General features: G+C 49.2%; 14 protein-coding genes and 1 CRISPR repeat array. All 14 genes read right to left on the bottom strand.

Going from position 1 to position 13818, the window contains the following annotated elements; all coding sequences use genetic code 11:
- Positions 1-18 precede the first annotated feature (18 nt).
- Positions 19-2134: a CRISPR direct-repeat array (repeat unit 37 nt; unit sequence GTTTCAATCCTCACCCGGCTTGGTAGCCGGGTGCAAC).
- Positions 2135-2142: 8 nt separating this feature from the next.
- The 14 genes from BRO54_RS20760 to aroE all read right to left on the bottom strand — a co-directional run bounded on the left by BRO54_RS20760 (position 2143) and on the right by aroE (position 13814).
- On the bottom strand, positions 2143-2271 hold the full coding sequence (locus BRO54_RS20760; protein ID WP_275651036.1) for a hypothetical protein: 129 nt from the start codon (positions 2269-2271) through the stop codon (positions 2143-2145).
- Between the two features lie 91 nt (positions 2272-2362).
- Complete coding sequence (cas2, locus tag BRO54_RS00005) at positions 2363-2653, bottom strand: CRISPR-associated endonuclease Cas2 (RefSeq protein WP_025949257.1); 291 nt, start codon at positions 2651-2653, stop codon at positions 2363-2365.
- A gap of 6 nt (positions 2654-2659) precedes the next feature.
- Complete coding sequence (gene cas1c, locus BRO54_RS00010; RefSeq protein ID WP_074042716.1) at positions 2660-3691, bottom strand: type I-C CRISPR-associated endonuclease Cas1c; 1032 nt, start codon at positions 3689-3691, stop codon at positions 2660-2662.
- Positions 3684-4298 (bottom strand): CRISPR-associated protein Cas4, encoded by a 615-nt coding sequence (gene cas4 / locus BRO54_RS00015; protein ID WP_074042717.1) that lies wholly within the window; start codon positions 4296-4298, stop codon positions 3684-3686. The genes cas1c and cas4 overlap by 8 nt, the downstream gene beginning before the upstream one ends.
- A gap of 24 nt (positions 4299-4322) precedes the next feature.
- On the bottom strand, positions 4323-5438 hold the full coding sequence (gene cas7c / locus BRO54_RS00020; RefSeq protein ID WP_074042718.1) for a type I-C CRISPR-associated protein Cas7/Csd2: 1116 nt from the start codon (positions 5436-5438) through the stop codon (positions 4323-4325).
- Complete coding sequence (cas8c, locus tag BRO54_RS00025; protein WP_074042719.1) at positions 5435-7210, bottom strand: type I-C CRISPR-associated protein Cas8c/Csd1; 1776 nt, start codon at positions 7208-7210, stop codon at positions 5435-5437. Before cas8c ends, cas7c begins: the two co-directional genes overlap by 4 nt.
- Positions 7191-7901 (bottom strand): type I-C CRISPR-associated protein Cas5c, encoded by a 711-nt coding sequence (cas5c, locus tag BRO54_RS00030; protein WP_074042720.1) that lies wholly within the window; start codon positions 7899-7901, stop codon positions 7191-7193. The genes cas8c and cas5c overlap by 20 nt, the downstream gene beginning before the upstream one ends.
- A 26-nt stretch (positions 7902-7927) precedes the next feature.
- Positions 7928-10114: a CRISPR-associated helicase/endonuclease Cas3 gene (locus BRO54_RS00035; RefSeq protein ID WP_074042721.1), complete on the bottom strand. Its 2187-nt coding sequence runs from the start codon at positions 10112-10114 to the stop codon at positions 7928-7930.
- A 302-nt stretch (positions 10115-10416) separates the two neighbouring features.
- Positions 10417-11160: a class I SAM-dependent DNA methyltransferase gene (locus tag BRO54_RS00040; protein ID WP_074042722.1), complete on the bottom strand. Its 744-nt coding sequence runs from the start codon at positions 11158-11160 to the stop codon at positions 10417-10419.
- Positions 11157-11513 carry a ribosome silencing factor gene (gene rsfS, locus BRO54_RS00045; protein ID WP_011231999.1) on the bottom strand — a complete coding sequence of 119 codons (357 nt, stop codon included), beginning with the start codon at positions 11511-11513 and terminating at the stop codon, positions 11157-11159. The genes BRO54_RS00040 and rsfS overlap by 4 nt, the downstream gene beginning before the upstream one ends.
- Entirely contained in the window at positions 11510-12088 is a 579-nt protein-coding gene (yqeK, locus tag BRO54_RS00050; protein WP_074042723.1) for a bis(5'-nucleosyl)-tetraphosphatase (symmetrical) YqeK, read from the bottom strand. The genes rsfS and yqeK overlap by 4 nt, the downstream gene beginning before the upstream one ends.
- Complete coding sequence (locus BRO54_RS00055; RefSeq protein WP_074042724.1) at positions 11997-12647, bottom strand: nicotinate-nucleotide adenylyltransferase; 651 nt, start codon at positions 12645-12647, stop codon at positions 11997-11999. The genes yqeK and BRO54_RS00055 overlap by 92 nt, the downstream gene beginning before the upstream one ends.
- A 39-nt stretch (positions 12648-12686) precedes the next feature.
- A complete protein-coding gene (gene yhbY / locus BRO54_RS00060; protein WP_074042725.1) occupies positions 12687-12980 on the bottom strand; it encodes a ribosome assembly RNA-binding protein YhbY in 294 nt (97 codons plus the stop codon).
- 3 nt (positions 12981-12983) lie between these two features.
- Complete coding sequence (aroE, locus tag BRO54_RS00065) at positions 12984-13814, bottom strand: shikimate dehydrogenase (RefSeq protein ID WP_074042726.1); 831 nt, start codon at positions 13812-13814, stop codon at positions 12984-12986.
- Between the last annotated feature and the right edge of the window lie 4 nt (positions 13815-13818).

The raw sequence follows: 13818 nt of genomic DNA on the forward strand, positions 1-13818 counted from the left end.
TTGGACGTTCGCATTTTGATTTCAATCCTCACCCGGCTTGGTAGCCGGGTGCAACTGCCTGGCGATCATTGCTTTAATCCGCTTCGCTTCGTTTCAATCCTCACCCGGCTTGGTAGCCGGGTGCAACCATATGCGCCGACAACAGCTTGGACGTTCGCATTTTGTTTCAATCCTCACCCGGCTTGGTAGCCGGGTGCAACTAGAATTTTCCTGCAAGTTTGGGAAGACTTGTTTGTTTCAATCCTCACCCGGCTTGGTAGCCGGGTGCAACGAATGATACCAAACTCAAAGATAGAAAAACTTGTGTTTCAATCCTCACCCGGCTTGGTAGCCGGGTGCAACTGGACAAGCGGGGTGAAATAGTGAACAGACAAAAGTTTCAATCCTCACCCGGCTTGGTAGCCGGGTGCAACAATCGAGGTGACAGGCATGGGACATGACGAACGAGTTTCAATCCTCACCCGGCTTGGTAGCCGGGTGCAACTATCTATCATCGAAAGTGTGGATATTGGTGCGGTGTTTCAATCCTCACCCGGCTTGGTAGCCGGGTGCAACGTTTTTATAGATGATGCACCGGACGGTGAAAGCAAAGTTTCAATCCTCACCCGGCTTGGTAGCCGGGTGCAACTTGATAAAGATTTTAATTGTACGATTATCGAAGATGTTTCAATCCTCACCCGGCTTGGTAGCCGGGTGCAACGAATGATACCAAACTCAAAGATAGAAAAACTTGTGTTTCAATCCTCACCCGGCTTGGTAGCCGGGTGCAACAGCGACCATCGAGTTTAATTTGAGGAAACGGGAGGTTTCAATCCTCACCCGGCTTGGTAGCCGGGTGCAACCTTTTTCACCAACGGCGGCCGTAATGATGAACATCGTGTTTCAATCCTCACCCGGCTTGGTAGCCGGGTGCAACTCACCCGTGCTGGGGATAGTGTGTTTTTGCTTTATGTTTCAATCCTCACCCGGCTTGGTAGCCGGGTGCAACCTGATCGGTGTCATCCCATGCACCCCACCAACTAGTTTCAATCCTCACCCGGCTTGGTAGCCGGGTGCAACCTCCATCCCTTTTTCAAACCATTCATTCCATTCGGTTTCAATCCTCACCCGGCTTGGTAGCCGGGTGCAACGGTGTGTCGCCGCCTTCGATTGGCCCCATATTCAGTTTCAATCCTCACCCGGCTTGGTAGCCGGGTGCAACCCTAGTACTTTCACTTTCTTTCCAACTGTTTCTTTGTTTCAATCCTCACCCGGCTTGGTAGCCGGGTGCAACTAAAGCGTTGTACTCGTACGCGTCAAAAGCCTTCGTGTTTCAATCCTCACCCGGCTTGGTAGCCGGGTGCAACTCGATAATGTTATCGATCAGTGGCATTTCCACTTTGTTTCAATCCTCACCCGGCTTGGTAGCCGGGTGCAACTATCTATCATCGAAAGTGTGGATATTGGTGCGGTGTTTCAATCCTCACCCGGCTTGGTAGCCGGGTGCAACCAATTCGCCCCAAATCTTAGGGATCGCATACGTTGTTTCAATCCTCACCCGGCTTGGTAGCCGGGTGCAACGCACGGCCACTTCATTCCAATTCCGGCGCCGGCTATGTTTCAATCCTCACCCGGCTTGGTAGCCGGGTGCAACATGTCCTTTTCAAGACGCGACATGATGTCCTCTGGTTTCAATCCTCACCCGGCTTGGTAGCCGGGTGCAACTTTGATGGTCTTTATCCAGCATGCGGAAGACTTGGTTTCAATCCTCACCCGGCTTGGTAGCCGGGTGCAACTCACAGCAGCCGTGTTGATACAAAGTTGCTCAAAGCGTTTCAATCCTCACCCGGCTTGGTAGCCGGGTGCAACCGTGCGATCTTCCATATATGGCCGAGCGATTCATGGTTTCAATCCTCACCCGGCTTGGTAGCCGGGTGCAACCAAAAACTCCCCAGCGCGTATGACTTCGATACACTCGTTTCAATCCTCACCCGGCTTGGTAGCCGGGTGCAACGCGACGGGGGGTGTGGGGGAGCTCCCCCACCATGTTTCAATCCTCACCCGGCTTGGTAGCCGGGTGCAACTATTGACCTGCTTGTCCGTTTGCGAGATCAGTATGTTTCAATCCTCACCCGGCTTGGTAGCCGGGTGCAACGCCCGCGTTTAGATATCTTGTGTTGAGCAGATTTCAAGACATAAAAACGCGAACTTACACATTCCGCTTGGATCAAAGTTACAATGATCACTGATCCATTTTCCATCTTCGGCTTTATAACCAGCTTTTCCGCTCATCGCGATCCCCCCTATTTTTCAGCATCGCTTTATGTTCGCGTATCATTCTCTTCTTGCCGCACATATCATCGGCATTTTGTCATCTTTGTCATCACAAAATGATGGGATCATTATAATCAACGTAATAATCTTTTCCATAGACACGAACCGCCTTTGACCGGCTGCCGTACAATGTATATATCCGCAAACTATCTTTTTCCAAGTCAATGACACGCAACAATTGATGCTCCATTTCTTCCAGCTGCGCTTGACTGACGCTACATTCGAACACTGATTTTTGCACCCGCTGTCCAAAATTTTGGCAAATGGTCGCCACTTTCCGCAACCGTTTTTGACCGCTTGGTTCTAATGTTTCTACATCGTATGTCACTAAAATATCCAATAATGATCACCTCATGACAAATGGAGTGTACTCGGCAATATCCCCCCGTAAATGCCGGGCTAATAATCGGGCATGTACGTGAGGCAACAAACCTAGCGGAACTTTTTGATTGATAATGGGGTGCTGGATTTCTTCTTGTTTCCGTTTTTGGTAAGCAGCCAAAAAGGTTTTTCTCCCCTTTTCATTCAAAAATACAGCTCCACCCGGGCGCATGTCAAAATCGCTTTTATCCAGTTGCCTCCGGTTGATTAATGTCAGAACAAATCGATCAGCCAAGTAAGGCCGGAATTCTTCAACAAGATCCAAACCTAATGATGGCTTCCCAGGCCGCAACGCATGCAAATAACCGATTTGCGGATCAAGCCCCACCCCCTCCAATGCCGAGATGCAGTCTTGTGTTAAAATGCTGTAAGCAAATGATAAACAAGCATTGACCGGATCCCGAGGAGGCCTCCGAGACCGTAAGGTAAAGGCAAAAAATCCGTCCTCATCTGACCGTATGAGCGATGCGAACGCTTCAAAGTAGACAGATGAGGCGTATCCCTCGACTCCCCGCAGTTCATCCAATGTCGATTGTTTTCCAATATTACGTAAACTTTGGTCTAGTTGCTTTACAGATTGCTCCAACCTCGCTCGCTGCTCTGGATAATCACGCATCGCCCGTTGCAGCACGCTTTTGCTGTTGCGAATTTTACCGGATACAAAACGTGAAGCGATATGGAGCATCCTTTTCTCATCTTCCAATAGTTGATGTTGTGCTCTTCGAAGCAATACATTTCCATTTGTTCTGCCAGTGGCTCGGGCCAAAAAACGGCCATATGCATCATACCAAATGACAGAAACGCCTTGGTTGACACATTTGCCAAGCAAATACGGGCTGATCGAAACATGTCCAAACATAACAATGGCACCAATATGGTGGATAGGGACTTGCAATGTCTTTGCCCCTTCCACCTCAACGACAATCGTTTCATGATCAAGCCGTATATACGACTGTTGCGTTTGAACGTATAGCGTATTCAACAATACTTTAATCATGATCGTTCTCCTCGCTTATCCAAGCGGCTACGTTCGCAGGAACCTGTGGCATGCAAACGTCCTGCAACGAGCAATCACGGCATCGCGCATCATTGACGGGTGGCGGCAATCGGTCGTTTTGCAACATTTCTCTTACATTTTGTATCGTTTCTTCCACAAGTCGCCGCAAAGGTTTGGTCACGTCTACTTCCAACCGTCTTCTTGACTGATAATAGTATAAGGCCCCCTTTGCCACCGGTCGATCGAACATTTCTTCTAGGCAGAGAGCTTGAGCCGCCAACTGCACCATATCCGCCTCTTTCGTTTTTCGTTTTCCGGCTTTGTATTCCACTGGATATGGCGTTCCATCAGGAAGAAATTCTACACAATCTGCTTTTCCTATAATCCCTAAACGTTCCGACCAGATTGGCAAAGCACGCTCTACTCTTCTGTCTCCCAACTGTTCTCCTTCCGGTGTATCTACCCGTTCATGCACCCGATTCCCTCTCAGTGTAAAAACATTCTCCTCAAAAGTCTGTTCGAGATGAATCAATGCACATTGACGTGGGCAGTACACATAATGTTGCAAAGCCGATAGCATAATCCACTCATCTTCAGTCCACTGCATAAAACCAACCCTTTCGCCAACGTTTTATACAAGGCGCGTCACGGTGACCCCAGGAAACCCTTCAAGAAAAACGTCTTTTTGCCCCTCATCTGCCGGTCCAAGCAAAACATAATCATTGAATGACCTTGGCGCTTCCTGTTGGCGCCGCTCCACTTTCACTAATTCAAACAGTTTGTGGGCTGGAGCTGACCCTTTCGCATTTTCATGACTAAAAATATACAGTGCTCTCACATTCATTTCTCCCCGAGCCGCAGAATGGTCAAATGCAAATAAATGGACGAGCGCATCCCAAAAATCAGTTAAATCTTCCGCAGTAACCCCTGTTTTTTCTCCTAAAAATGGATTGTAGAATCCATGCAATCGATACAAGCCGTATGGAATTAACGGCTTTCTTCCCATCTCCGTTTGTTTTCTGCGGCGATCCGATTCTTTGGTGATCGCGGAGCGTGTGATGGTCAAATCCCATGGAAATACCGGGTCAATTGAGCGAGAAAATGTCAGCTGCATCGGCCCGCGCACTTGACCAGCATTCAGCCCTGTTGACATCACAGCCCCGAACATGCGGACATCATAATACTTTCGACACAAAGCCTTTTGCGCATTTTGGCGTGTTTGTTCATCAATTTTCATATTATTTGCCGCCTGTGCCAAACGTTTCGCCATATTTCGCAATGGCTTTTCCAGCTGTTTTTTAAGACCGGCCTCATCCAATCCTTCCGTTAATTTTTCACGAATATCCTTCTCTTTGACATCCTCGCCAGTGTAGATCACCCGATTGTCTTCCAGCACCAATCCTTTTTCCTCAAGCTGTGAAAGCCAATTCATCAATTCTTCGTTTTCACTTTCTTCTTCATTCAGCTCGATCGTCGCCAGCTTCACTCCAATGTCTTGATATGCCTGAAAAATGATTGTGTTTAAAGCTGTTTGGCTTTGAATAAAAATCGGTTTGCCTAATACCATCGCGGCGTAATCGCGAATTTTCCGCTTGATAGCAACGTCGGTCACAATGCCGTGCATCGTTTCCGGATCGACACGCGGCATGTTGCCCGCATCTGGATCCCCATTTGGATTCCCATCTTTGACATCAAAAAGCAACACAAATTCATGACGTTTTGTCGGATCGATATAGCGCTCCATCATTGGCTTTCCCCCGTTCCATTTGTTTGATTGCTTTGATGGCGACTGCGGAACTCAGCGCGTTGATGATAAAAACCAAGCGCGAACTCTGCCTGTTCTCTTAAATTGAAAATCGTCGGAAAACCACCAGCTTCATCCAGCTGTTTCATCACTTCTTCAAGCAAACGGCCAAGCTCAACAGACACTTTCGGCAGATGAGCTGTTGTCGAAAGCCTCAGCAATGAACCAAATGTCGATGCTGGAGCCGTAGAAGCCGCGCCATAAAATCGATCAACGATTGTGCTTCCAATTCGGTATCCTGAAGCGCGCCGTTGAATTTCTTCCAATACGGCCAATAATCGCCCACAAATATAGGATGGCTGCAAGTAATGGTTGTTTAACGACTGCATCGTATTTGCTTCCTCCTTTCCATATGTGAGAGCGAGTTTTAACAAGCTGGCTGATGAATGGTATCTCCACGTTTCCTTCGGATCACTCAATACTTTCGAAGAGCGGAAACGTTGAAGCGCTAACGGCAGCAATTCAGCAGGCGGAAAAGCTCCTTGATAAATCGTGCGCAAACATTGCCGCACCAGCCCTGGTGACATATCAACAGCTCGAATCAAAGATGCCAGCGGCAATAAATGGCCTTTTTCCCCAGTCGGTTGAACGATGCGTACAGCCGCCGCATATCTCTCCAGATGCATCAGCAATTGAGAAATCGATGTATGAATCCATTCACGAATGACTAATCTCGCTTTATTGGCTGAAAGGACAGCCATGTGAAAGAATGTCTTGTCTAAATGAAGCGCCTGCTCGCGCCCCGTTTTCGGAAGAGCAAGCAATTCCTCCAACTGCTTTAGCTCAGGGGGAGGTGTTAAGTTGTTTGTCCCGTCTTCAAAAGATCCTGATTCAAGTATAGAAGCGAGCACACTCTCGTCGATTTGAATTTCTCCTCGTTCCCCTTCATTCATGGAATCATTGATCCAATATACAGCCATTTGAGCTTGCAAATCGTCTCTCTTTTTTTTGTCTCTATATAACTCTGCATGATGTTTATCTTCCCGCAACAAGTAATTGAAAACGTCTACAGTCAACGTTGCGCACTGAAAACATATAGGCGCATTATTCGTCTGGTCTTTGCCCATCGATTCAAAGGCTTTTTCATTAAAGCTTGTTAGTCCGCGCCGTTGGCCAAATAATGAAATCGCACTTGGAAAAATGCGCACATAAGGAGCGTAGTTTCTGCAAATCGCACAATTGTTTTTATCGTTAGACGCCAGCTCTTGTTCTAAATGTTGAACCCAAAACTGCTGGATTTTCGGATGCTCGCAAATCAGCGATTCTTCATTTACTTGAAATGTAACAATATCTCTTGGCCTGATCGATGAAAAAAACTGCTCTTTCAAAGAGCTTTGAAGAAAGTCAAGAACTCTTTTTAGCTCTGCCATATTTGTGTGATCATAGGCCTCTTCTATGAGTCGCACATATTCCTGATGCGCAAGCTGTGCTTCACGAATCTTTTTTGGTTCGTTATTTTCTGGAACTCCCAACACATATCGCGCATCGTCCACTAATAAATATGGTTTCACGTTGTTCTCGGACAATTGTCCCGATCTCTGTCGAATAGGAGCTTCAATCATGCGATACTCCCCTTTTTCAAATGGGCCTTTTAAATAAGGGGTCGCTCCGCTTAAATCGATAATCCAATTAATCAGTTTTTTTTCATAGCAAAGAGGAGGCATTTTCTTTTTCCTCTGCAACTGATCCGCCAACTCAATCAACTCGTAAAGCATCTTGGCCCTCCAATACATATAACTGTTGATATCTTTCTTTTGGAATATGCATCCAGCCGTTTTCTACTTTTGCCTCAAAAAAGATGGGCTTTGCGAATCCAGCCACCGTTCGCGTCCCTGTTTCATCATGACGGAGAAACTCCATTTCTTTTCTGGAATTGTCTTCGATAAAAGCGAGATCGAACAACATTGTGCCGATATCCATATCAATAGGCTGCACGACATCCTTTTCGTTTATAGGTGAAAAATTGGCAGCAAATTCCCTTGTTCCTAAATATGGCGTATGATGATACTGCCCCCTTTCAACCCTGCGGTTAAACTGGTCACGATATTTGGCGACTGGATCCACTGCTCGTCCTGTTAAAACGATATCCGCAACAACCCAATAAGCAACGTTTTTTAAAATCAAGCTCGTTCGTTGAGCACGATCGTTTTCAATCAAAATTGGTTTTTTACCTTGTTTGTTTTTAAGTTCGTTACGCAAAATCGCCTGCTGACCCCCTAAACTTAAAATCCCGATTTGTCGAATCTCGTAGCGAAATTCCGGCTTCCAAAAGATCGCTTCCAATACCCCCCGCGCTGCGCTCGGCGTCATCACCGGATAACTGATGCGCTCGACTTTAAATTCTGGTCTTGTAAAACAAGCATACTCCCCCCACACCTTCACCTGCACTTTCGCTCGACGTTGCATTTCATGTCTCCTTTCCATCGCCGTTTCTATCCAATCAGACTGAGTGGATCGTAAACTTCTTCTTTAATTCCTATCCGTTCATCATAGTCACCAAGCCACTCATAGACATTGTCCGCTACCTCCCGCAGCCACCCGTCCTTTTCTTGCTTTTCCGCCTCAAAACGATATAACTGGATCATATACGGTTGCAAACGGCGAAACGAATAGCGGGACGGAGAAGATTCCCACATTCGCAAGTATTCCGACGCCTCTGCATATGGAACGATGACGGAAACCGTATCCTGATCAATAAGGCGATATTTTTCGGCAACTAATGGATAATCAAGTGTTTCCCGATCTTTTTGGATGTTTTTCGAATCCACATCCACCGAGGCGAATAAACGACGAAAATATTCCCGAAATATATTGGGATCATGCAAATCATTAGGATGGCGTTGAGCCAATAAGAACCGTGCTGTTTCCATCGCTGTTCGATATGGTCCTTTTGGACTTGGCATGTCTTCTGTTTCAAAAATAATCACGTTTCCTTTATCCATTTTTCCTTCGCGATTGCAGCGTCCTGCTGCTTGTACAATCCGGTCAAGCGGCCCCATTTGGCGCATGACAATCGGAAAATCCAAATCAACCCCTGCTTCCACCACTTGGGTGCTGATGAGGCGGACAGGTTGATTTTTCTTTAGACGTTCACGAACTTCCTCTAAAATTCGGCGGCGATGTGCGCCGCAAAGAAGGGTGGAAAGATGGAATACACCCTCGTCCTCTTGAAGAAGTTCAACGCACTCTTTCGCCTCTTTCCTCGTGTTAAAGACAACCAATAATTGCTTATGTTGGCGAATGAAACGGACAAGCTGCAGCAACGAAACGGGTGATTTCCATATCTCATAGTCCACTCGTTGCATTTGTCGAAAATGACGATTCACGGTCGGAAGCGGCAACATTTCTTTGACCTCTATTTCGGAAAATACATCCAAAAATCGGCTTTCCTCAAAAAACGGCTGAGTGGCGCTCGATAAGACAACGGTTGTCTGACAATGACGCACCAACATGGCCAATGCATCTAATGTCGGCTTTAGCAGTTCTGTCGGGAGCGTTTGAACCTCATCGAGAATTACGACGCTGCGCGACAAGTTATGCAGTTTGCGCACCTTGCTTGGACGATTGCTGAACAGGCTGTCAAACAGCTGCACGGTTGTCGTGACAATGAGGGGAGCGTCCCAATTTTCCGCAGCGAGGCGTTGTTGGATGAGCCGTTCATCCGCTTCTTCCTTCTCATCATCCACCTCAATTTGGCTGTGGTGCTCCAACACCGCATCGTTCCCGAAAATGCCGCGGTATACATCCGCCGTCTGCTCGATAATGCTTGTATACGGAATGGCGACAATAACGCGGTCAAGTCCATGTTCCACCGCATGTTTCAATGCAAAAGCTAAACTGCTTCTCGTCTTCCCCCCTCCGGTCGGCACAGTCAACCGATATACTCCCTGCGGTCTGGAGGCGGCGCAGACGCATTCCTCATACACTTCCCTTCTCATCCGATTCACCGCTGTATCATCCGTGCGGCTTGTTAATTGTTCCTGATCGGCGGTAAATCGATTCCATAAATCCGTTATCGAAGCCACAGGCGTTCGGAGCGAAGAAAGCTCCAGCTGGAAGTGGCGCTCTGTATCTAAATAATCAGCGTCAACAAGCGCGGAAAAGATCAAGCGAATCCACATCTCCCTTTCCGTTTCAGAAAACGAACAAACGTTTTCCACACTTTGCATGCATGGAAATACGAATTCCTTTAGGAACGATTCGGCTTGGTTTAAGACTTCCCGAAAATGTTGTTCTTTTAAGCTCTGTTCAAGGGTAGATGATAAATAGTGAGACGAATGCAAACCCGCATGATGGCCGGCGATCGGCAGCGAAAACCATTGCCAGGCATATCGATTGCGCATTTTTCCCCAATACACTTGGTACATCAACGCCGCTCCCCAAATCGCATGAGGGACGCTTTGGCCCATTTCCCCATCTGCTTGCTTTTTCAAATATTCTTGAAAAAGAGGATGGAATTTTCCCAAGTCATGCAAAAGGCCGCATAAATAAGCCACTCTTCCCCCTTGAAAGGGAGCGGCGAATGATTGAGCCATTTCCGCTACGCTTAACAAATGTTCGTCCAACCGATGCCATTCCTGTCCATTTTCCCGCGGCGTATGGGCATAAACATCGTTCATTTTCAGTTCAACCCCACCAGACGTTTTCTCTCAGACCATTTGTCCTATGTTTTGTATATTTCGACCAATATCTTCATAATCCTTCTAAATCACACATCTTTTTTAAATTTTTCCCATCTTTCATTTGCACATAGGTCGAAACGTGTCAATCTTGACAGCACTTTATGATGATCCACACACTCCTTAATTTCCACATCCACGTAAAAAAAAAAGCCTCTCCGGCTTTTTTTAGCAATGTTCCATCAACTTTTTGCAACAACGCCTTCTTTTTCGTCTATCCTGTCTCTCACTCTCCCCGCCACTCACCGCTTCCGCGCGACGAAAAACAACCGTTCCGCAGTCTCGGTCGGGGGCGCATCGGTGAAATCGGCGGTCACCTCGAGCACCTCAAAGCCAGCGGAATCGAGCCATCGCTCATAGACAGCGCGCTCGAACGTGCGCTGTTCATGCCATTCGTCATAGCGCTCGTACCACTCGCCGCGGCGAACGAAAAACGTCAGTTCATGCCCGACGCTGTGCGGCCAGTCAAGCGGATGGCACGTCCATATGTAGCTGAGGTCGTCGTCCTGGTCCGCAAACACGGCGTCGCGAAACAGGACGTCCATTTTGTAGACCGAATGGACATCAAACAAAAGCAGCCCGCCGCCGCCAAGGGCGCGGGAGACGGCGGCGAACGTCCGCTTCACATCCTCTTCATCCGTTAAATAGTTGAGAGCATCGCAAAACATGAAGGCGCCATCCAGATCAGAAAACCCGTCGAGCTCCGCCATGTTTTGCTCGAAAAACAGCACCTCCACTCCCGCCGCTTCGGCTTTCGCCTGGGCGACGGCGAGCATATGCTCGGACACGTCGACGCCGGATACTTGCCATCCCGCCTTGGCAAGGCGGATGGCAAGCTCTCCCGTCCCGCAGCCGATGTCAATGACCCGTCTCCCCGGCCGTTTGGCGTATTGGGCGAATGCCCGTTCAACAAACGATTGCCATGCGTCATACGGCGCCTCAGCCATGAGCGCATCATACCAGTCGGCGAAGCGGCCGTACGTCATGGCTGCAGCACAGCCGCGACGTCTTCCGTCGGGGCGTCCCCCCAGAGCCGTTCGAGGTTGTAATACTCGCGCTCCTCTTTGGCAAAAACATGCACAACGATGTCGCCCAAGTCGACAAGCACCCATTTCGCCTCATGGAATCCTTCAACCCGCTTCACCACTAGGCCGTGTTCTTCCGCTTGGTCTTGAATTTCGCGGGCGATGGCCTGCACTTGTTTGTCCGAATTGCCATGGCAAATGACAAAATAATCGGCGACAAGCGAAATGCCTTTCATGTTCAAGACGACAATTTGTTCCGCCTTTTTATCATCCGCCGCGCGGACGACAAGCTGCAACGCCTCTTGTTCCGTCACCGTTTTGCTTCCCCCTTCACTTCACGCATGAGTGAATTGTACGCATGAATCGTATCTGGATAAATGAGCTGGCGCTTCTCAAGCAAAAACGCGATCGTATTTTTCACCGCCTGCAAAAGCGCCCGGTTGAGGTCTTCTTCCGCCAAGCGACGTACGTCGTCGACGCCGGGGAAGCGGCGCCCTGGTTCAATATAGTCGGCCAAATAAATAATTTTTTCAAGCAGCGTCATTCCCGCCCGCCCGGACGTATGGTAGCGAATGGCATCCAGCACCTCTAGATCGTCGATGCCGACTTCTGTCTGCACCAAATAGGCGCCAACGGGCGCATGCCATAGCTCGCTGTTGTAAGCAAGCAAATCGTTGGGCATATTTTGCGCCAAAATGATTTGTTTCATTTCCTCGACCGGACGGAATTTGGCATAGTCGTGGAAAATCGCCGCCAGTTCCGCCTTTTTCGCGTCGGCGCCGTATTGCTTGGCCAGCTTAACGGCAGTATCGACAACGCCAAGCGTATGCTCGTAGCGCTGCTCTGTCAGCTGTTGTTTCACGATCAGTAACGCCTGTTCTCGCTCCATATAGCCCCTTCTCCTCAATATAAAGTCTAACGCCTTCCGGCACAAGATAACGAATCGTCTGCCCGTTTCGCACCCGCTCGCGGATGAGCGAGGAAGAAACGGCAAACTGCGGCGCCTCAACTTCGATGACCGGATACGGCGTTTCCATTGAAAACCCCGGCCGCTTGACGCCAACAAACGTCACCAACTCGATGAGCTCATCGATGCGGTGCCAATGGGGCAAATATTCGACCATATCGGCGCCGATGATGAAATAAAACTCGTCATTGGGATGCATCGCGACAAGCTGCCGGATCGTATCGTACGTATACGAAGGCCCTTCGCGCTCAAGCTCGATCGTCTCAATATGAAAGCGCGGATGGCCCGCCACTGCCAACTCGAGCATGCGCAGCCGGTCTTCGCTTTTGGTCACTTGTTCGTGCTGCTTATGGGGAGGAAGGCGGTTGGGCAGAAACCAGATTTCTGACAACCGAAGGGCGTCAAGCACTTCATTCGCCATGAGCAAATGACCGTAATGAGGCGGATCAAACGTGCCGCCGAAAATCCCGATTTTTCCCATCTTCTTTCCTCCCGCCGCCTGCCGTGGCCGCTCTCGTTGTCAGTCAGGCAGAACGATTTGTTTATGCTCCTTCGATTCTTTGTATAAGACGATCGTGTTGCCGATCACTTGCACGACTTTCGCCCCCGTTCCGGCCGCGAGCTGCTCGGCGACGGTATAGCGGTTTTCCTCACAGTTTTGCAAAACGCTTACCTTCAGCAACTCGCGCGCTTCGAGCGCCGCCGCAATTTGTTCGGTCATCGCTTCCGTCACACCGCCTTTGCCGACTTGGAAAATCGGTTTCAAATGGTGAGCTTGAGCGCGCAAAAATCGTTTTTGTTTTCCCGTTAGCATATCTTACCTCCTCAACGCTTCGATGACAAGCTGTTTCATCCGGTTGACATCCGGCCATTGGCCGGTCCATTTTTCAAACGCCAGCGCCCCTTGATATACGAGCATGCCGACGCCGTTTTGCACACGGGCGCCGCGCGCTTTCGCTTCTTTCAGCCATTTCGTTTCCAGTGGGTTGTAAATAATATCGGAAACGATCACCCCTGGACGCAACCGTTCAAGAGAAAGCGGCTGCGCCTCGACACGCGGATGCATGCCGACAGAAGTGGTATTGATAATAATATCGTATTCGGCCAACCGCGTTTCGGCCTCGGCGAGTGAAAAATACACCGAGCGGCGTTCGTTCCCTTCGCCGACGAGCCTCGCCGCTTTTTCCACCGTCCGGTTGGCAATATCGATGCGCTCGGCTGCCGTCAACAGCAACGAAAAGTAAATGCCGCGCGCCCCACCGCCAGCGCCGATCACCAAAATCCGCTTGCCGTCCAAGGCGATGTTCATTTCCTCTTCCAACGCTTGGACATAACCGGGCCCGTCTGTATTATAGCCGACGAGCCGGCCGTCGTTGTTGACGATCGTATTGACTGCCCCGATGCGGCGCGCATGTTCGTCCACTTCGTCCAAAAACGGAATGACCGCCAGTTTGTGCGGAATCGTCACGTTCACCCCGGCGATGCCGAGCGCCCGCACGCCGGCGATCGCCGCGCCGACTTGCCCCGGTTCGACGGAAAACAAATGATAGCGCGCCGGAATGCCCAAACGGGCGAACGCATCGTTATGCATGAGCGGCGACAGCGAGTGCTCGACGGGAAACCCAATCAACCCGTATACCTTTTCCACGTTT

The sequence above is a fragment of the Geobacillus proteiniphilus genome (genome assembly GCF_001908025.1).
Lineage (GTDB): Bacteria > Bacillota > Bacilli > Bacillales > Anoxybacillaceae > Geobacillus > Geobacillus proteiniphilus.

Excerpts from the sequence above, each read along its gene's own strand:
- BRO54_RS20760 (WP_275651036.1), bottom strand. The coding sequence starts at position 2,271 with ATGAGCGGAAAAGCTGGTTATAAAGCCGAAGATGGAAAATGGATCAGT.
- cas1c (WP_074042716.1), bottom strand. The coding sequence starts at position 3,691 with ATGATTAAAGTATTGTTGAATACGCTATACGTTCAAACGCAACAGTCG.
- cas4 (WP_074042717.1), bottom strand. The coding sequence starts at position 4,298 with ATGCAGTGGACTGAAGATGAGTGGATTATGCTATCGGCTTTGCAACAT.
- cas7c (WP_074042718.1), bottom strand. The coding sequence starts at position 5,438 with ATGATGGAGCGCTATATCGATCCGACAAAACGTCATGAATTTGTGTTG.
- cas8c (WP_074042719.1), bottom strand. The coding sequence starts at position 7,210 with ATGCTTTACGAGTTGATTGAGTTGGCGGATCAGTTGCAGAGGAAAAAG.
- cas5c (WP_074042720.1), bottom strand. The coding sequence starts at position 7,901 with ATGCAACGTCGAGCGAAAGTGCAGGTGAAGGTGTGGGGGGAGTATGCT.
- BRO54_RS00035 (WP_074042721.1), bottom strand. The coding sequence starts at position 10,114 with ATGAACGATGTTTATGCCCATACGCCGCGGGAAAATGGACAGGAATGG.
- BRO54_RS00040 (WP_074042722.1), bottom strand. The coding sequence starts at position 11,160 with ATGACGTACGGCCGCTTCGCCGACTGGTATGATGCGCTCATGGCTGAG.
- yqeK (WP_074042723.1), bottom strand. The coding sequence starts at position 12,088 with ATGGAGCGAGAACAGGCGTTACTGATCGTGAAACAACAGCTGACAGAG.
- BRO54_RS00055 (WP_074042724.1), bottom strand. The coding sequence starts at position 12,647 with ATGGGAAAAATCGGGATTTTCGGCGGCACGTTTGATCCGCCTCATTAC.
- yhbY (WP_074042725.1), bottom strand. The coding sequence starts at position 12,980 with ATGCTAACGGGAAAACAAAAACGATTTTTGCGCGCTCAAGCTCACCAT.